The sequence below is a fragment of the Streptomyces sp. CB01201 genome, from assembly GCF_002803085.1.
Lineage (GTDB): Bacteria > Actinomycetota > Actinomycetes > Streptomycetales > Streptomycetaceae > Streptomyces > Streptomyces hundungensis.
In genome coordinates, this window is sequence record NZ_NNBJ01000001.1 from 729,923 (window position 1) to 747,565 (window position 17,643).

15 protein-coding genes and 1 pseudogene are annotated in these 17,643 nt (G+C 72.1%); 10 read left to right on the forward strand and 6 right to left on the reverse strand.

Annotated features, from left to right (window positions below; translation table 11 throughout):
- Nucleotides 1–132: 132 nt before the first annotated feature.
- Entirely contained in the window at nucleotides 133–1,125 is a 993-nt protein-coding gene (locus CG740_RS03310; RefSeq protein ID WP_100573324.1) for a zinc-binding dehydrogenase, read from the forward strand.
- A 67-nt stretch (nucleotides 1,126–1,192) separates the two neighbouring features.
- Here CG740_RS03310 and CG740_RS41490 read toward each other — a convergent pair whose 3' ends face one another.
- Entirely contained in the window at nucleotides 1,193–3,745 is a 2,553-nt protein-coding gene (locus CG740_RS41490) for a bifunctional serine/threonine protein kinase/MFS transporter (RefSeq protein ID WP_199846306.1), read from the reverse strand.
- A gap of 224 nt (nucleotides 3,746–3,969) precedes the next feature.
- Here CG740_RS41490 and CG740_RS03320 point away from each other — a divergent pair, with 224 nt between their 5' ends.
- From CG740_RS03320 to CG740_RS03335, 4 genes are all read left to right on the forward strand, one after another.
- The gene (locus CG740_RS03320; RefSeq protein WP_159030211.1) at nucleotides 3,970–4,905 is read left to right on the forward strand and encodes a PIG-L family deacetylase; all 936 of its coding nucleotides are present in this window, start codon (nucleotides 3,970–3,972) and stop codon (nucleotides 4,903–4,905) included.
- Nucleotides 4,906–4,986: 81 nt separating this feature from the next.
- The gene (locus tag CG740_RS03325) at nucleotides 4,987–6,228 is read left to right on the forward strand and encodes a styrene monooxygenase/indole monooxygenase family protein (RefSeq protein WP_100573327.1); all 1,242 of its coding nucleotides are present in this window, start codon (nucleotides 4,987–4,989) and stop codon (nucleotides 6,226–6,228) included.
- 145 nt (nucleotides 6,229–6,373) lie between these two features.
- Nucleotides 6,374–7,420, forward strand: coding sequence for a tetratricopeptide repeat protein (locus CG740_RS03330; RefSeq protein WP_100573328.1), 1,047 nt, complete (start codon nucleotides 6,374–6,376; stop codon nucleotides 7,418–7,420).
- Between the two features lie 59 nt (nucleotides 7,421–7,479).
- Nucleotides 7,480–8,595: a polyprenyl synthetase family protein gene (locus tag CG740_RS03335; RefSeq protein WP_100573329.1), complete on the forward strand. Its 1,116-nt coding sequence runs from the start codon at nucleotides 7,480–7,482 to the stop codon at nucleotides 8,593–8,595.
- Nucleotides 8,596–8,676: 81 nt separating this feature from the next.
- Here the strand turns inward: CG740_RS03335 and CG740_RS03340 are convergent, their stop codons facing one another.
- Entirely contained in the window at nucleotides 8,677–9,720 is a 1,044-nt protein-coding gene (locus CG740_RS03340) for an isopenicillin N synthase family dioxygenase (protein WP_376497486.1), read from the reverse strand.
- Nucleotides 9,721–10,152: 432 nt separating this feature from the next.
- On the opposite strand from CG740_RS03340, the gene CG740_RS03345 reads away from it, so the two are divergent.
- Nucleotides 10,153–10,716 carry a GNAT family N-acetyltransferase gene (locus CG740_RS03345; RefSeq protein WP_100573330.1) on the forward strand — a complete coding sequence of 188 codons (564 nt, stop codon included), beginning with the start codon at nucleotides 10,153–10,155 and terminating at the stop codon, nucleotides 10,714–10,716.
- A gap of 112 nt (nucleotides 10,717–10,828) precedes the next feature.
- Here CG740_RS03345 and CG740_RS03350 read toward each other — a convergent pair whose 3' ends face one another.
- Complete coding sequence (locus CG740_RS03350) at nucleotides 10,829–11,287, reverse strand: SPW repeat protein (RefSeq protein ID WP_100573331.1); 459 nt, start codon at nucleotides 11,285–11,287, stop codon at nucleotides 10,829–10,831.
- A 321-nt stretch (nucleotides 11,288–11,608) separates the two neighbouring features.
- On the opposite strand from CG740_RS03350, the gene CG740_RS03355 reads away from it, so the two are divergent.
- Nucleotides 11,609–12,544, forward strand: a complete 936-nt coding sequence (locus tag CG740_RS03355) for a class I SAM-dependent methyltransferase (protein WP_100573332.1) — start codon at nucleotides 11,609–11,611, stop codon at nucleotides 12,542–12,544.
- 116 nt (nucleotides 12,545–12,660) lie between these two features.
- Here the strand turns inward: CG740_RS03355 and CG740_RS03360 are convergent.
- The 3 genes and pseudogenes from CG740_RS03360 to CG740_RS03370 form a co-directional block, all read right to left on the reverse strand.
- Nucleotides 12,661–12,918: pseudogene (locus CG740_RS03360) on the reverse strand (esterase); the annotation flags it as partial.
- A gap of 199 nt (nucleotides 12,919–13,117) precedes the next feature.
- Entirely contained in the window at nucleotides 13,118–13,483 is a 366-nt protein-coding gene (locus CG740_RS03365; protein WP_100573334.1) for a MerR family transcriptional regulator, read from the reverse strand.
- Nucleotides 13,484–13,594: 111 nt separating this feature from the next.
- Nucleotides 13,595–14,074: a GNAT family N-acetyltransferase gene (locus CG740_RS03370; protein WP_100573335.1), complete on the reverse strand. Its 480-nt coding sequence runs from the start codon at nucleotides 14,072–14,074 to the stop codon at nucleotides 13,595–13,597.
- A gap of 119 nt (nucleotides 14,075–14,193) precedes the next feature.
- On the opposite strand from CG740_RS03370, the gene CG740_RS03375 reads away from it, so the two are divergent.
- From CG740_RS03375 to CG740_RS03385, 3 genes are all read left to right on the forward strand, one after another.
- A complete protein-coding gene (locus tag CG740_RS03375) occupies nucleotides 14,194–15,435 on the forward strand; it encodes an RNA polymerase sigma factor (RefSeq protein ID WP_100573336.1) in 1,242 nt (413 codons plus the stop codon).
- 117 nt (nucleotides 15,436–15,552) lie between these two features.
- Nucleotides 15,553–16,194, forward strand: coding sequence for a formylglycine-generating enzyme family protein (locus tag CG740_RS03380; RefSeq protein ID WP_199846307.1), 642 nt, complete (start codon nucleotides 15,553–15,555; stop codon nucleotides 16,192–16,194).
- A 133-nt stretch (nucleotides 16,195–16,327) separates the two neighbouring features.
- Nucleotides 16,328–17,140 carry a class I SAM-dependent methyltransferase gene (locus CG740_RS03385; protein ID WP_100573656.1) on the forward strand — a complete coding sequence of 271 codons (813 nt, stop codon included), beginning with the start codon at nucleotides 16,328–16,330 and terminating at the stop codon, nucleotides 17,138–17,140.
- Nucleotides 17,141–17,643: the final 503 nt, after the last annotated feature.

Consider the following 17,643-nt stretch of genomic DNA (forward strand, 5'->3'; position numbering starts at 1 on the left):
CATGTCCATGTAGGTCATATGGGGATTCGTCCATCGATTCGAATCACGCGCATAAAGCGCCTCCGTGGTGGGAATTCAACCACCAGAGCAGGGAACAACTGTACGACGCGGGTGCAAAGGTGGGATGGGCGCATGAAGGCCATACGGTTCGCGGGTGCGGGACGGCCGCTCAACTTCGAAACCGTTCCGGACCCGGAGCCCGGGCCGGGATGGGTGGTCGTCGACATCGAGGCGGCCGGGCTCTGCCACTCCGACCTGCACATCATGAGCGGTATGGATCTCGGTGACCTCACCGTCAAGTCGCCGGTGACCCTGGGCCACGAGGGCGCCGGGGTGATCTCCGCGGTCGGCGACGGCGTACGGGGCTTCGAGGTCGGCGACCGGGTGGGCATAGCCCTGGTCACGCACCCGATGGAGGAGGCCCTCTTCGCACCCGGGGTGGGGCACGACGGCGCGTTCGCCGAGCAGGAACTGGCCCATGTCTCCACGCTGGTCCACATACCGGACAACGTCACCTTCGCGGAGGCCGCGGTCGCCACCGACTCGGTGGCGACCGCCTATCACGCGGTGCGGACGGCCGGTTCGGTCGGCCCTGGCCGGACGGTCGGGGTGATAGGCCTCGGCGGCCTCGGTCTCAATGGCGTACGCATCGCCAAGCTGCTCGGCGCGACCGTGTACGGAGTCGATGTGAATCCGTCCACCTTCGGCCCGGCGACGGAGGCCGGAGCCACGGCCTGCTTCGCGGACGTCCACCAGCTCACGGCCCAACGCCCGGACGTCATCGTCGACTTCGCGGGCGTGCCGTCCACGGCCGCGGCCGCCGTGGAGTGTGTGCGGCCGGGTGGCTGCGTGGTGCTCGTCGGCCTGGGCGGCGCCGTCGCCCCGATCCCGATCACCTCCCTGGTGATGCGCAACGTCCAGCTCGTCGGCTCCCTCGGTGCGAGCAAGGACGAACTGCGGGAGGTGTACGGCCTCATAGCGAGCGGCGCGCTCAAGCCGGCCGTGCAGGAGGTCCCGTTCACCGAACTCCCGGCGGCGATGGACCGGTTGGCGCGGGGCGAGGTCCGCGGCCGCCTCTTCACGCGCCCGCGTGCCGATCTCCGCGTGTCCGTGGACGCCGCCTGAGGGAAGCCCGCCAAAACCGCAGTGCGCCGGAAGGAAAGTGCGCCGGGTAACCGCCCGGCGCACTTCCTCAGGGTGCGAGGTCTTCCATCGTCGGCCTGGACCTGACCATGACGGCGGCGACGAGCCCGGCGAGCAGGGTGATCCCCACCGCCCACCACAGCGTCTGCGTGTAACCGTCCAGCAGGCCCTGGCGCACCACGCCGGAGAGCGACGGCGGGAGCGCCATCGGGTCGACGCTCCGGCCGCCCCGGACCGCGTCGACGGCACTCGGCGGAACACCCGGCGTGGCCTGTAGGCGGGAAGCCACGCCCGCCGAGAGGAGTCCCGCCAGCAGCGCCGTGCCGAGCGCACCGCCCAGCTGCCCGGCCGCGCCCACCAGCGCCGCGCCCCCGCCGGTGTCCGGCACGCGTGCGGGGGAGGTCGCGATGGAATAGAGCGGCACCAGGGCCAGGCCGAGGCCGAGCCCCGTGACGAGCATGCCCGGCAGGGCGAGCGTGGTGTACTCGCTGTCGGGTCCGAGCCGTGTCAGCAGCCCCAGCCCGGCCGTGGCGAGCAGCAGTCCCGGCACGATCAGGGTGCGTGCCGGGGCGCGGTGGACGAGCCGGGCGGAGACCTGGCAGCCGATGACGATCGCGGCGCCCGCGGGCAGTATGTGCAGGGCGCTCGTCATGGAGGATTCGCCACGGAAGGCCTGGAAGACGGCGCTCAGTACCGTGAACAGGGCGAACGTGCCCGTGCCTGCCAGGAACAGGGCGAGCAGGGAGCCGAGGCGGTCGCGGTCCGCCAGGGCGGCGGGCGCGAGGAGCGGTGCCGTCGCCTGCAACTGCCAGAACGCGAAGGCCGTGAGCAGCACGACGCCGACGGCGACCGGGCCGAACACCGGGAGTTCGGCCCAGCGGTGCTGAGCGGATTCGGCCAAGCCGTACACGAGGGCGGCGATCCCGCAGCAGCCCAGCAGCACGCCCAGCGCGTCGAAGCGGCGGACGGCGCGCATTTGGTGGTCGGGCACGAGGGTGGCCACGCCGAGCAGGGCGATCAGCGCGAGCGGCACTTCGGCGTACAGACACCACCGCCAACTCGCGCTCTCCACCAGCAGACCACTGGTGAACAGGCCCACGCACGAGCCGCCCGCGACGACCGCCGCATAGGTCCCGAAGGCGCCGCCCCGTGCGCGGGGCTCGAGGAAGGCCGCCGCCACCCAGCCCAGCGCGGCCGGTGCCAGGAGCGCGGCGAAGAAGCCCTCCAGGGCGCGGGCCAGGACCAGTACCCCGAACGAGGGCGCGGCACCGCCGATCGCCGCGGCCACGGCGAACCCGAGCAGGCCGAGGATCAGCATCCGCTTGCGGCCCACCAGATCCGCGAGGTGTCCGCCGAGCAGCAGCAGGCCGCCGAAGGTCAGCGCGTACCCCGTGAACAGCCAGTTCGCCTCGGAGGTTTTCGCGTGCAACTGGACCACGATGGAGGGCAGGGCAGTGCTGAGCGATGCCCCGTCGACCAGCACGAGCAGCTGCACCAGGGCGACCACCGCCAGACCCCACCAGCGCCTCGGGTGCGGCGGGGTCGAAGGGGCCGCTGCGGGGACCGTCTCCAGGGGAGGCGGGAACCCCTGCGCGGGCACGGAGAACGTCGGGGCGTACGCGGGCGGTGGGGGAGCCGGTACCGGGGCCGGCCAGGAAGGGATGCGAGGGTCGACCGGGGCGGCCGGCGCGGTGACGGCCCGCGCCGGGGCGAAGTCCAGCAACTGGGCCGCATGGCGCCCGAGTTGGGCGAGCACCGCACCCGGCAGCCACTCTCCGCCCGGGTCCGTCGCCGTGCGTTCGGCGATCTGTCGCGGGGTGGGCCGCCTGGCCGGGTCCTTGTCGAGGCACTGGCGTACGAGGTCGAGCAGCGGCCCGGGCACGCCGGTCAGGTCCGGCTCCTCCTCGGCGATCCGGAAGAGGTGGGCGTTGAGGCCGCTCTCGGCGGCGCCGAACAGCAGTCGGCCGGTAGCGGCGTGGACGAGCACGGCGCCCAGGCAGAACACATCGCTGGCCGGGGTGAGGGGCAGTCCGCGCACCTGCTCGGGCGACATGAAGCCGGGGGAGCCGATCAGCATGCCCGTGCGGGTGTGCAGGCTGTCCCCGGTGAGGCTGTCCATGGCCCGCGCGATGCCGAAGTCGATCACGCGCGGTCCGTCCACCGTCACCAGGACGTTGGACGGTTTGAGGTCCCGGTGGATCAGGCCCGCCTCGTGCACCGCCGCCAGAGCCAGCGCCAGGCGGTTGGCGAGGACGCGCACGGAGTGCTCGGGCAGCGGCCCGAAGTCCTTGCCGACCACCGTCGTGAGGTCGGGCCCCGGAATGTACTGGGTCGCGACCCAGGGCACCGGGGCATCGGTGTCGGCGTCGAGTACATCGGCCGTCCAGGCGCCCCCCACCCGCCGGGCGGCCGCGACCTCGCGCGCGAAACGCCTGCGGAACTCGGGGTGTTGGGCGTGCTCGTCCTGGACGACCTTGACGGCCACGGTCCGCCCGGCCTCGGAGCGGCCCAGGTACACCAGGCCCATGCCGCCCGCGCCCAGGCGGGCGATGAGACGGTAGGGGCCTATGTGGGTCGGGTCTGAAGAGATCAACTGGTCCACTGGGGAACCGTATTGCACGGTGGGCGCCGCGTCATGGGGTTCCGCCCAAGACCTCGAAGGGGGCCGGGGCGTCCCGCGCCCCGCCGCGCCACGACTGCGCAAAGGGAACCCGAAGCCGAGCCCGTCGAAGGAGCCGCTCCGGATCCGGGCCGTGCGGATCGCCGAGAGGCACGCCCGAGAGGAAATACGGGATCTTCGGGACATATGCGCCAATAATCCGTCCCGTGAACGGGACAGCGGCAAGGCGGAAGAAGCTCGGACTTCGAGGCGCTTCGATGGTGTGCGGCCTGGCGACTCTGGCGTGGGGGCAGGTCGCCGTACCGGCGAACTCGTCGGCGGCCCCGGCCCCGCCGTGCCGGAGCACCGTGTTCGCCGGCGTCGCGCACGAGGACGACGACCTCCTCTTCATGAGTCCGGACCTGGTCGCCGACCGGGACAGGGGGGCCTGTCTCGACATCGTGTACCTCACCGCCGGCGACGCGGGCAGCCCCGGCACCCGGTATGTGCAGCAGCGCGAGCAGGGCGTGGGCCAGGCCTACGCCCTGCTCGCGGGCGCGCCCAACGAGTGGCGGCGCGAGGACCGCAGGCACGCCGGGCGCACGGTCCGGGCCTTCGTGCTGCGGGTGCCGGCGGGCCGGCCCGGCGTCCGGGTCACCTTCCTGCGCCTGCCGGACGGGATCCACGACGGCTCGGGCACCCGCGCCCAGGCCGGCCAGAGCCTGCTCAAGCTCGAACGCGGAAGCATCCGCAGGATGACGGCCATGGACCACAGCGCGAGTTACGACGCGAGGGAACTCACCGCGATGCTGGCCTGGCTCGTCGCGGACGCGCACGCCAGGACCGTACGCACCCTGGACTACCGCAACACCGACTACGGCACGGGACCCAAGGGCGACCACAGCGACCACGAAGTCGCCGCACGGTTCGTGCGATCGGCCGCCGCCACCCTCCCGGGGCCGAAGCCCGCGGTCATCGGGTACCGCGGCTACTCCATCAGCGCGCTGCGCCCGAACGTGCCGGTGCAGCCGGCCCGCCACAAGGAATCGGTCTTCCGGCGGTATCTGACCACGACCGAGTGCCCCAAGGGCTGCACCGACTACAAGGGCCCCCTGTCGGCGCTCTACCGGAACTGGATGCTCCGCCAGTACCCGACGGCTTAGCACTCCCCGGTCGTCTGGGCAGCCCCCGGCGCCACCCGGTACAACGGGGGAGTCGTCGGTGCGGACCAGGTGGAGGCAGGCGTGCGCAGGATCGCGATCATCGGGGCGGGGCAGGCCGGTCTTCAGCTCGCGCTCGGACTCCAGGGCGCGCACTACGACGTGACGCTCCATGCGGAGCGGACCGCGCAGCAGGTCCGCGAGGGGCGGGTCACTTCGACACAGCTCATGTTCGGCCCCGCCCTGGCACTTGAGCGGGCGGCCGGGCTGAATCTGTGGGACGAACGGGCGCCGGTGATGGGCGGCCTGGAGATGTGCCACGGGGACCCGGCCGAGGCAGGCCGGCCCGTGCGCTTCACCGCCACCTACGACGCGGAGGTCCGCTCGGTCGACCAGCGGCTCAAACTCTCCGCGTGGCTGGAGCTCTTCGCGTCGCGGGGCGGCCGGGTGGAGTACGGATCGGTCGCGGCCGAGGACGCCCCGGCGGTCGTCGACCGCCATGACCTCACGATCGTCGCCGCCGGCCGGGGCGCCCTCGCCTCGCTCTTCGGCCGGGACGCGGCGCGCTCGGTCTACGACCGTCCGCAGCGCACGCTCGCCGCGTTCTATGCCGACGGCGTCATGGCCAGGGGTGACGAGGCGGACGGGTATCTGCGGGTGTCCGGTGCGACGAGGGCCGGGGACGCCATCGCCCTCCAGGCCCTGACCGTGCAGGGGCCGTGCGCAATCCTGCTCCTGGAGGCGAAGCCGGGTGGCCCGTACGACTGTTGGGCGGACCGGCCGGGCTCGCGCGAGGGCCTGCGCCGGGCGGTGGAGCTGCTGCGCGAATACGCGCCGTGGGAGTACGAGCGCTTCGCCCGGGCCGAACCCACCGACGGGGGAGCCGCGTTGTACGGCGCGATCACGCCGGTTGTCCGGCACGCGGTGGGCTCGCTGGGGGGCGGCCGGTACGTCCTGGGAATGGCGGACGCGGTCGCCGTCAACGACCCGCTCACCGGCCAGGGCGCCAACAACGCCGCCAGGGCGGCCGACGCCTACCTCGGCGCGATCCTCAAGCACGGCGAGCGCCCCTTCGACGAACGGTGGATGCGCGCGACCTTCGAGGACTACTGGGAACAGGCCCGCCATGTGCACGCGTTCACGGACTTGATGGTGCGTCAGCCACTGCCCGACCATGTCAGCCGTGTGGTGGAGGCCGCGTACCGACACCCCGAGGTCGCCCACCGCTTCGCCAACGGCTATGCGGATCCGGCCAGTTGTCGCGACTGGCTGATGGATCCGGAGCGGGCCGACGCCTATGTCGCTCGGTTCGCCGGGTCCCGCTGAAGACGGACCCGTTTCGCCGGACGTCCGACTTCAGACGGACTCCGCACAAGCTCTGAGGCTGACTCCCGGCACCCCGTTCGTCTCCTAGCTTCGTGATCAAAGGCGGAGCCCCCGGCTCCGTACCCCGATCCGAAGCGAGACGACCATGTACGGCAAGGCATTCGCCCCCGAGTACCGGGGATCCCTGGGTGAGCTCTCGGTCAACACCTCACTGGAGGAGGTCCTGGCCAAGGCGGTCGGGGAGCGACGAAGGGCCGAACAGAGCCGTGACGCACTGGAGTTGGCGCACGCCGCGCTCGCCGTCGCCGAGGCGAGCAGGCGGCTCGGCCGCGTCGACCAGGCCGAACAGGCCTGGCAGGACAGCTATCACGCGGCCGAGCGGGCGGCCGACCGGGGTGCGATGGCCTGGGCGGTGTGGAGCGGCGGCACGCTCGCCCGCCAGCGCGGCGATCTCGCGCTGGCCCGTCGGCGGCTGGCCGAAGCCGCCGAACTCGCGGAGCAGGGCGACGACATCGTGGCCCGCGGCTACTCGCTGGCCGGGCTCGCGGAGACCGGCCGCATCCAGGGCGACTACGAGGCGGTGGGCCGTCTCCATGAGCAGCTGCTCGCGGAGGCCCGGCGGCGCGGCGAGGCGCGGCACACGGTGTGGGCGCTCGAAGGCATCGCGCAGATGCACCGCAACACCGGCTCCTTCGACACCGCCCTCGCCCTCTTCGAGGAAGCGGCCCAGATAGCCGGGGACGCGGGGGACGACCGCGGCCGGGCCTGGGCGCTGAGGGGCCTGGCCGATGTGCGGTCCGCCCAGGGCGAGCCGGAGCGGGCCCTGGCCCTGCTGGCCGAGGCGGAGCCGCTCTGCCGCGAGGTCCAGCTGGTCGGCGCGCTGGCGTACAACCACAAGATGCGGGGCAACGTGCTGTACCGCGCGGGGCGTTATGCCGAGGCCGAGGAGGTGTACGGCGGGGCCCTCGCGGAGTTCCGCGCGATGGGGGAGCCACGGGGAGAGGCGCTGTCGCGGCTCGGCCTGGTGAAGGCGAAGGCCCGGCTGGGGCGTTCGGCGGCACGGACCGCGGCCGATCTCGACGCCCTTGAACGCGCGCTCGCCGACATCGGGTTGCGGCATGCCGGGGACATGATCGCCAAGGCGCGCGCCGAACTGGGCGTCGCCGCCGCCGACGCCGTACCCGCCCCTTGACCGCGGCTTCCGCGCTGTCCGCCCCAACTCCCGCACGGCCCACGACAGGAACGGGACCCATGTTCCCCCAGACCGCTCCGCGCACCACCGACTGCCTGCGCCCGGCCCCGGACGGGTCCGGCCCGGCGGAGTCCGCCACTCGCTTTGCACCCGGCCCGGCCGCCACCCTCGCGCGCTGCCGTGAACTGGTCGAACCGGCCCTGCGCGACGCGGTGCGGGGCCTGCATCCGGAGCCGGGCCGCATCGCCGCGCACGCCTTCGGCTGGTGCGAAACGGACGGCAGGCCCAGCGCCGGGAGCGGTGGCAAAGGGGTGCGGCCGGCACTGGCCGTGCTCGGGGCGGAGGCAGTGGAAGCGGGTGCCGATGTGGCGGTGCCGGCGGCCGTGGCGATCGAGCTGATCCACACCTTCTCGCTGATGCACGACGACATCATGGACGGGGACGAGCGCCGACGGCACCGCGACAGTTCCTGGAAGGCGTTCGGCACGGGCCCCGCGGTTCTGGCGGGCGACGCCCTGTTCGCCTTGGCCGTCCGCACCGTGGCCGAGGTGGACGATGCGCGCGGTGGCCCGGCCGTGCGTCAACTGGCCTCCATGCTGGCGGAGTTGGTGCACGGACAGGCCGACGATGTGCGGTTCGAGACCCGGCCGTGGACCGGCCGCGATGCCGTGAGCCTCGCCGAATACCGGGCGATGGCGACCCGTAAGACGGGCGCCCTCCTCGGCTGCGCCACCGCCCTCGGGCCGGTCCTCGCGGGTGCCCCGGCCCGGCTCTCGGACGCGCTCGCACAGGCCGGAAGGGAGTGGGGGCTCGCGTTCCAGGCGATCGACGACGTGCTGGGCATCTGGGGGGACCCCGCCGTCACGGGGAAGCCGGTGCACAGCGATCTGCGGCGGGGGAAGAAGACGCTGCCCGTGCTCGCCGCGACGGCCGCGAACCCCTCGCTCGGACCTCGTCTGGAACGTCTGCTCGGCGGGGAGGCACCACCGGACGAAGCCGGGGTCAAGTGCGCCGCCGACCTGATCGAGCGGGCGGGTGGCCGCGAACGCGCCCTGCGGGAGGCGCGGGCCCGGGTCGTCGCGGCGCGCGACCGGCTGCGCGCGGCGCCGCTGGTGACGCCGCGCGTGGACGAGCTGGTCGCCCTCTCGGAACTGCTCCTGGACCGCCAGGTGTGACGGTGCACCGACCCGCCCCGCGCGTCGATGCGCCGACCTGTCCCGCGCGGCTACGACGTGAGCACCGAGCCGCCCGCGCGGCTACGACGTGAGCGCCGCCCCGGCGAGCGGGCGCTCCGTGAGCAGCAGGTCGGCGTGGTGGCGGGCCGCCACCAAGGGATGGGCCCGCAGCTTGCCCTTGAGTTCGTTGCGCCCGTACTCGGCGAACAGCGGGTTCGCCGGGTCCGCGGTGGCGCCGGGAGCGTGTGCCGCGTAGGGGAACGACAGCGGCTCGATGTGGGCGTCCAGGCGCGGGTTGTAGAAGAACGGCACCGAGAAGCGCTCGGTGGCTCCGGGCGGGCTCACCACGCGGTGGTTGGTGGCGAGCAGATAGCCGTTGGTCGCGACTTCGAGGAGTTCGCCCAGGTTGACCACGAAGGCGCCGGCCAGCGGCGGTACGTCGTGGAAGCGGCCGTCCTCGCGCTGCACCTGGAGGCCGCCCACGGTGTCCTGGTGGAGCAGGGTGAGGAACCCGTAGTCCTTGTGCGCACCGACGCCCTGCCCGGTGCCGTCGTCGGCGCTGCCCGGGTAGCGGACCAGCTTCAGATGCAGATGCGCCCGGTCGCCGAACACGTCGTCGTAGAAGTCCTGGGGCGCGCCGATCGCGGCGAGCAGTTCGTGCAGCAGCTTCTCGGCGACCGCGCTCAGCCGGTCGATCCAGTTCAGCGCCGCGGCGCGCAGGTCCGGCAGCGCGGCGGGCCACTGGTTGGGGCCCTCCAGCCACCAGTACGCGGGCTCGCCGGGACCGGGCACACGGGCCGGCCGCTCGGCGCCTATGTCCAGCTGGTCGCGCCAGTCGCGGGAGCCACCGGTGCGCTCGTCCCCGATGCGCGTATAGCCGCGGAAGTGGGGCGAGTTGACATTGTCGATGGCGAGCCGGTCCGCGTCCGGCAGCCGGAAGAACGCCCGCATGGTGTCGTTGAGCGCGGCGGTCTCGGCGTCCGTGACGCCGTGCCCGACGAGCTGGAAGAAGCCGACGCCGTGCGCGGCACTGTGGAGCTGGGCGTGCAGCCGGCTACGGGCCTCGGGACCGCGGTCGGCGGCGGAGAGGTCGATGATCGGCAGCTGTGAGGACACGTACGACATGGAAGCCATCCGCTGGGAGATGCCCCGGCCGGCGCGGGTGGGCGCGATCGTGGCTCCGCCGGGGTCGGGCGGGCGCCACAGGGGCACGGGGGAGGAAAGGGGGGCCTGGGTCAGCGGTGAGTGCGACAGGCCATGCTCGTGACGCGGACGAAGTCCACGTGGCGGCGTCGAACGAGCAGAGGCATGACGCAAGGTTACGCCCGGGCGGCCCCCTGGGCGTGTGATCACCCTCACACCGCATCCGCCGCCCCTTCTCTTCCGCTCGCGGCCCTCGTCGGGGAGTGGTGCGCATCCTCGTCCGGGGAGCGGTCCGGGTGTAGGGGGCCCTGGGGGAGTTGGCCGAGATGCGGCCGCAGGCCTGGCGATGGTGGCCCTGGTCCCGCCGGGAACCGGAGATCGACAAGACGATGTGGCGACGGCGAGGATTGCCGCGTGAACCCTCTTGAAGCGGAGCCCGTCGTGACTGCCCGGCTCGACCTTGTGCCGCTGGGCATCGGCCACGCCGAGGAGATGACCGAGGTCCTGGCCGACCCGGCGCTGCACGCCTTCATCGGGGGCGTCCCGGAAAGCGCCGAAGCTCTCCGGGCCCGCTATGAGCGCCTGGCGAGGGGCTGTCCCGAGCCGGGGGTGTCCTGGCTGAACTGGGTGGTGCGGCTCCGGGACGAGGACTGCTTGACCGGCACGGTCCAGGCAACCGTCACTGCGTCCGGGCACGGGCGGGTCGCCGAGATCGCCTGGGTGGTGGGAACGGCCTGGCAGGGCCGGGGCATCGCCACGGAAGCGGCACGCGGGCTCGTGGGCTGGCTCGACCGGCAGTCGGTGCGGACGGTGACGGCCCACATCCACCCCGAGCACCGCGCGTCCGAGGCCGTGGCCGTGGCCGCCGGGCTCACGCTCACCGGCATGTGGCAGGACGGAGAGCGCGGGTGGCTGCGCCCGGCCGATCCGCAAGCCGTCGTCGCCCGCGCCAACTCCGCTTCACCCCAAGGGAGTTGAGGTGCGGGCGCCGTACGTTCCGCGCGCTGCGGACGGCCGGGCGGACCGGGGCGACGGCAGGTCCTCGTGGAACCGGTGAGGATGCACCGCCGCCGGGGTCGGTGACCGGACGTCAGGCCGGCCTACGGGTTGTCGACCTGCGGTTTCTCGACATCAGCATCCCGCCGGCGACGAGCGAGAACAGGCATACGCACGCGCCCGTGATGACGTTGCTGAGGATGGCTCCGGTGCCGGCGCTGCGCGCGACGACCCACGGAGAGACGATGAGCCAGGCTCCGAGGAGCAGGACCACGAAGTTCAGGTCCGTGGACCGCTCCGGGGCCATGGACATGCACAGGCCCAGCACCGCGAGGGCTATGCCGACGACCAGGTTGCTGAGGGCCAAGGTGGGCTTGGCGGCCGAGAAGTGGACCGTCCAGCCGGAGATCGCTGCGTAAATGCCGGCGAGGATCACGAGTTCCTCGACCGCTGCTACCCCTCGGGTTTCCATCACCTTGGCGTAGCGGTCCCGCATCTCCGATACATCGGGGTGCCCGGAAATATCACCGGGGCGGTGTGAGACGTCGGCCATCCGACTCGCCTCCTTCTGAAGATCTGCACGTCTGGCCGCGCTGCGACACCATGTCGCGATCCCCATTGTGCGCTTACATCCCCTTTATGTGTAGTCGGGCGAATGGTGGACCGGGATATCCCGCGAATGTCGCCCTGGGTGTCCCGGTCGATGCGCAGGGTGTCCGTCGTGCCCCTTTCGTTCCGCGTCTGCGGCTCTTCGGGCGGTGGATCCGTTGTTTCGGGGCGGTTTTCCGGCGCTGTACGGGGAGTTTCTGCCGGGGGTGCCGGGGCCACGCCCCGTGGTCACCTTCCGGCCATCTGGCAGGAGTAGGACCGGGCCATGTCACAAACGACGAGTGCACCGGTGACGTCCCCGGCCGGCTTCTCCGACGTCAAAGGCTGGTTCTGGCCGGCCGATCAACTGCTGTTCGACTGGTTCCTGAAGCGCCAGGACCGAAGCCCCGAACAGACCGGTGATCTGCTCGAACTCGGCGCCTATTTGGGCAAGAGCGCGATTTTCATCGGCGGATATCTGCGACCGGGCGAGAAGTTCACGGTCTGTGACCTCTTCGACTCGCCGGCCCCCGACGACCCCAACAGCGCTGAAATGGGAAGGTCGTACTCGACTCTCACCCGGCGTGCCTTCGAAGCGAATTACCGCGCATTCCATGAGCAGTTGCCCACGGTCGTCCAGGCGCCCACCTCCGTCATCGGTTCGCGCTTGAAGGCGGGCAGCTGCCGCTTCATCCATGTCGATGCCTCGCACCTGTACGAGCATGTGCACGGCGACATCCAGGCTGCCAGGGAACTCGCCGCCCCCGACGCGATCGTGGCCTTCGACGACTTCCGCGCCGAGCACTGCCCGGGGGTGGCCGCGGCGGTATGGGGCGCGGTCGCGACGATGGAGTTGAAGCTCATCTGCATCACCGGCACGAAGGCGTACGGGACTTGGGGCGACCCCGAGCCGGCCCGTGCCGAACTGCTCGACTGGCTGTCCTCGCGCAAGGACCTGTGGCACGGGGTGGAGGAGGTGGCCGGCGCGCCGCTGATCCGGATCGACGGCAAGAAGGCCAAGGCGCCCACCCCGCCCCAGCCGCTGCGCCCCGCACCGCAGACGCCGGAGACGGCGGCAGGGCCGGACGCGCCGGAGGCTCCGGGTGTGTCGGAGTCCGCCGGGACGCCGACGGCCACCCCCGCCACTTCGACCCCCGCCACTTCCACCCCTGCACCCGCACCCCGGGGCCTGCTCGCCCGGGCCCTCGGCCGCCGCCGCTGAGCAGCGCGGCAGGCGGGCCGGCATACGGCCCCGGCCCCGTCGCCGGGCGGCTCGTACGATCGAGCCGCCCGGAGCGCGGGGCCGGGGTTATGGCACCAACTGGCTTGCGCGGCCTAGTGGTTGACCACCACGCCGACGCCCTGCTCCTGTCCGAACAGGTCCGTCCAGGAGCCGAAGAACAAGAAGGAGTTGTTCGTCGCGAGCCCCACGGCGGCGAACACCAGGAACTGCGTCGCGATGAGCAGCCCCAGCCGGCCGATCACCGTCTTCCAGGTGTGACGTGACAGACGCGGCCACAGCCAGATGGTGACGGCGAACATGACCACCGCGCAGAGCACGGTCAGTGCCAGCACCTTGTTACTCGTGAGACCCATGGGTCGATAGAACTCTCTGCCAGACGTTCCCCCGGGCGCGCCCGAGTGGCACCGCTCGGGGGTGCTCAGGAGAGTAGACAGGGATGGAGCCGGATCCGTTCCAGCGCATCACCTCGAATGTGGGGGGCCTGTGGGGCGGCCCGTGAGCGTGCACGCGGGTGAACTCCGGCAGGGCCCCGCCGGGACCCCGCACACGGTGTCAGCCCCGCTTGCCGCTCACCGCGTCGAGATACTCCGACACCGCGTCGCGATTGCGGATCAGGCAGTCGATGCGCCGCGTCATGCGGTCGCGTTCGAGGGTGAGCGTGGCGAGCATCTCCGGCGTCGCGTCCGGAAAGTGGATCGCCCGGGGTTTGTTGAGGCAGGGCAGGATCTGTTTGATGATGCGCGTCGGCAGCCCGGCATCGAGCAGCCCCCGGATTTGCAGGACCCGGTCGACGAGGTTCTCCTCGTAGTTCCGGTAGCCGTTGGGGGAGCGGCTGGAGATGATCAGGCCTTGCTCCTCGTAGTACCGCAGCAGCCGACGTGATGTGTCGGTGCGCTCCGAGAGCTCGCCGATGCGCATGTGCCCCTCCTCGCGGACGTACGGATCGAGGCGTCGAGCCTCACACCGGTGTCAAGGTGGGAGCGAGTGTAGGGCAGCGCGAAGCCGGGCCACGGGGGCGAGGCCGGGCGGTCACAGATCCCGTACGAAGCGGAGACCCGGGCGCCCGTTCAATTCGATGTCCCCGACGGGAGTGAAACCGGCACGGGCCAGGACGGCCCGGGACCCGGGATTGTCCAAGGTCGCTCTCGCGGTCAGCGAGGTGAGCCCGTAGGTCTCGCGGGCCAGCACGCAGACCTCGCGGACGGACGCCGTGGCCAGCCCCCGCCCTGCCGCCCGCTCGGCGATCCGGTAGCCGAGCTCGGCCGAACCCCCGTCCAGATCAAGCAAGTTGACGCGGCCGAGCACTGCCCCGCCGTCCCCCACCACCAGATGGAAGTAGCACGTGCCCACCTCCTGCTCGGCCAGCAGTGCCGCGTGGCGGACGTCGAACTCGGCGAAGTAGTCGTCGCCGCGATCCGGGATCGACGCGGCGAAGTAAGCGCGGTTCTCCCGTTCGAACGCCAGCAGGGCAGGGCCGTGATCGACGCGGAGGAGCTGGAGCTGGGCCATGCCGCAAGGCTACGCACCGGGTGCTGTCGGCAGCCCCGGGGGCGGCGCCCGGGGGAGGCCCGCGGGACGCGCCGCGTCGAGCTTGCCGCGCCCCCGCGGGGCTGTTCTGATGGGTGGCCGTGACGGCAGCGAGTGCGACCGAGACGGTCGAGGCGGTATTCAGGATCGAGTCCCCGCGGATCATCGCGGGGGTCACCCGCATCGTGCGGGACGTGGGCATCGCGGAGGAGCTCGCGCAGGACGCGTTGGTCGCCGCACTGGAGCAGTGGCCCGCCTCCGGCGTCCCCGACAACCCGGGCGCCTGGCTCATGACCACCGCCAGGCGCCGCGCCATCGACCTGGTGCGCCGGAAGGAGGCGTACGCCCGCAAGCTGGCGGAGGTCGGGCGGGCCATCGAGGACTCCCCGCCGCCGGATCCGGCCGAGTTCGACGACCCCGACCGCATCGACGACGACCTGCTGCGGCTCATCTTCACCGCCTGCCATCCCGTGCTGTCCACCCCGGCCAGGATCGCGCTCACGCTGCGGCTGCTCGGCGGTCTGACCACGCAGGAGATCGCCCGCGCCTTCCTGGTCCCCGAGCCCACCGTCGCCCAGCGCGTCGTCCGCGCCAAACGCTCGCTCGCCAAGGCCGGTGTCCCTTTCGAGGTGCCGCACGGGGCGGACCGGGAGGCGCGGGTTTCCTCGGTCCTCGAAGTCATCTACCTCATCTTCAACGAGGGGTATTCCGCGACGGCCGGCGACGATCTGGTGCGCCCGGCGCTGTGCCAGGACGCGCTGCGGCTGGCGCGCGTCCTGGCCGCCCTGATGCCGAACGAGTCCGAGGCCCACGGCCTGGCAGCCCTGTTGGAGTTCCAGGCCTCGCGCATCGCGGCCCGCACCGGGCCCGGCGGCCGGCCGGTGCTGCTCGCCGAGCAGAACCGCGCCAAGTGGAACCGCCTGCTGATCCGGCGCGGCGTCGAGGCCCTGCACCGCGCCGGGGACGGCCCCTACTCCGTGCAGGCCGCCATCGCCGCGTGCCACGCGCACGCCGTCCGGTACGAGGACACCGACTGGGCGTCGATCGCCCTCCTGTACGGCCGGCTCATGACGTTGACGCCGTCCCCCGTGATCGAGCTGAACCGGGCCGTCGCCGTCGCGATGTCCCAGGGCCCCGCGGCCGGGCTGCTCCTGGTGGACGCCCTGGCGGACGAACCGGCCTTGCAGGAATACCACTTGCTGCCCAGCGTGCGGGGGGACCTCCTGGAGCGCCTCGGCCGACGGGCCGAAGCCAAGGCGGAGTTCGAGCGCGCCGCCTCCCTGACCCGCAACGCCCAGGAACGTGAACTGCTGCTGAAACGAGCCGAGTTGAACGATTCGTAGATGCCCGTACCTGCGCCCATGAGGCCTGGACGACGGGCCTTGACCTGAAAGGGGGTTTGGGGCCGCCACTGCTAGGCTCGCCCGATCATGGTCACGGGTGGGGTAGTGAGAGACGCGATGGTGGCCGTCCCCGGCGGGCGGGTGACGGTGTCGGACCGGCGGACACAGCGCAGTTGGCAGGTGGACCTCCCGCCCTACCGGCTCGGGACGTACCCGGTGACCCAGGCGCGCTACGCGCAGGTCACCGGCGACCGGCCGAGCACCGCGCGGGGCGACGGGCTGCCCGTGGAGGGCGTCTCCTGGCTGGACGCGGTCCAGTACTGCAACGCCCTCTCCCGGCAGGAGGGGTTGACCCCCGTCTATCGCGGAGCGGGGGACGAGGGCGTTGAATGGGACGCGGCGGGCGACGGGTACCGGCTGCCCAGCGAAGCCGAGTGGGAGCACGCGTGCCGGGCCGGCACGGCGCAGGCGCGCTACGGTCCGCTCGACGAGATCGCCTGGCACCGCGGCAACTCCGGCGAGCACCCGCACGAGGTGGGCGGCAGGCAGCCCAACGCCTGGGGGCTGCACGACATGCTCGGCAATGTGTGGGAATGGTGCTGGGACGTCTACGACGCCGAGGTCTACGGCAGCTACCGGGTACTGCGCGGTGGCGGCTGGTTCGACGAGCCCTGGAGCTGCCGGGCCTCGGTGCGGCGCCGCAGCCATCCGACCTTCCGCATCGACGACGTGGGGTTCCGGGTCGCGCGCTCCGGCTGAACGACACCTCCACGGAGTGCGGTGAAGGGGCACTGGCGGGCGGCCGACGTGGGTAGGGTCGGAGCGGGACGGCGTCCGTGAGGAGGACCGGTTGACCGATGTGAGCGATGGCTTCGACCCGGCCGTGCGGCGCATGATGTCGTCCAACGAGGCGAACTGGGATGCCCGCACCCCGGTCCACCTCGCGAGCCGCTTCTACGGAGTCGCCGACGAGAGCGCCGATCCCGAGCGCTGGTTCGCCGACCACGAGTGGCGTGACCTCGGTGATCTCGCCGGGCGGGACGTCCTCCATCTCCAGTGCCACCTCGGCACCGAGACCATGGCGTTCGCCGCCCGTGGCGCCCGCACAGTGGGCCTGGATCTCTCCGGCGCGTCGATCGCGGCCGCCCGCACGCTGGCCGCCGAAGCGGGCCTCGACATCGCCTACGTCCAGGCCAACGTCTACGACGCGGTCCAGCACCTCCCGGAGCGGCGGTTCGACGTCGTGTACACCGGCAAGGGCGCGCTCTGCTATCTCCCGGACCTGCCCCGCTGGGCCGAGACGGTCGCCACTCTCCTGCGTCCCGGCGGACGGCTCCACCTCGCCGAGTTCCACCCGCTGCTCAACTCCCTCGGCCCTTCGCCCGCCCCCGGCTCCGGCCCCGAACTGCTGCTGCGCAACGACTACTTGGGCGGAAGAGGGCCCGTGCTCCGCGACGCCACGCACACCTACACGGACGGTCCTGCCGTACAGGGCGCGACCGAGTGCTACGAGTGGATGCACGGACTGGACGAGATCGTCGACGCCGTGCTCGGTGCCGGCCTGAGGCTGGGCCGGCTGAGGGAGAGCGACGAGCTGCCCTGGCCCCGCTGGCCGCAGATGGTCCGGACCCCGCAGGGCTGGTGGCGGCTGCCCGACAGCGAGCCCCGGATCCCGTTGCTCTTCACGCTGATCGCGCACCGCTGAGTCCCGCGACGGTCCGTACGGCTGCCTGATTGCTCAACTCCCTTGCGTTCCGTTCGATTTGGGGCCGCGGCCGCGGGGGACACTGCCAACAAGTGCATCTCCGCCGGGCGGTCGGCTCCTGTGCCGACGCGGTGCGAGACGGCCAGTAGGCGGCCCCTGGCCCCAGCGCTCCAGACGCACACGGACCGCCGTGACGGGAACGGTCGAACCGTGCCGGGTGCGCGGAAACCCGGCGCGGAGTGTCGCCCTCCAGCGGGACGCGGCGGGCACCGGCGAAGGGCGGCCTACTGTGCGGAGAGGTCGGAGCCGATTATCCCGCGGTGCCGCCGAACCGCGCTCCGAGCGGAGACTTCGCACCGGCACCGCATTCCGCACGACCCTGACGTCCATTCATGATGTCCGCGCACGCGCCGGGTTGAAGAACGCCGGGCCGAGTTCAGCAACTCGTCATGTGACACCACCACCGAGTTCCGCGCAGCTTTCGCTCTTCGTGTGGTTCGTGC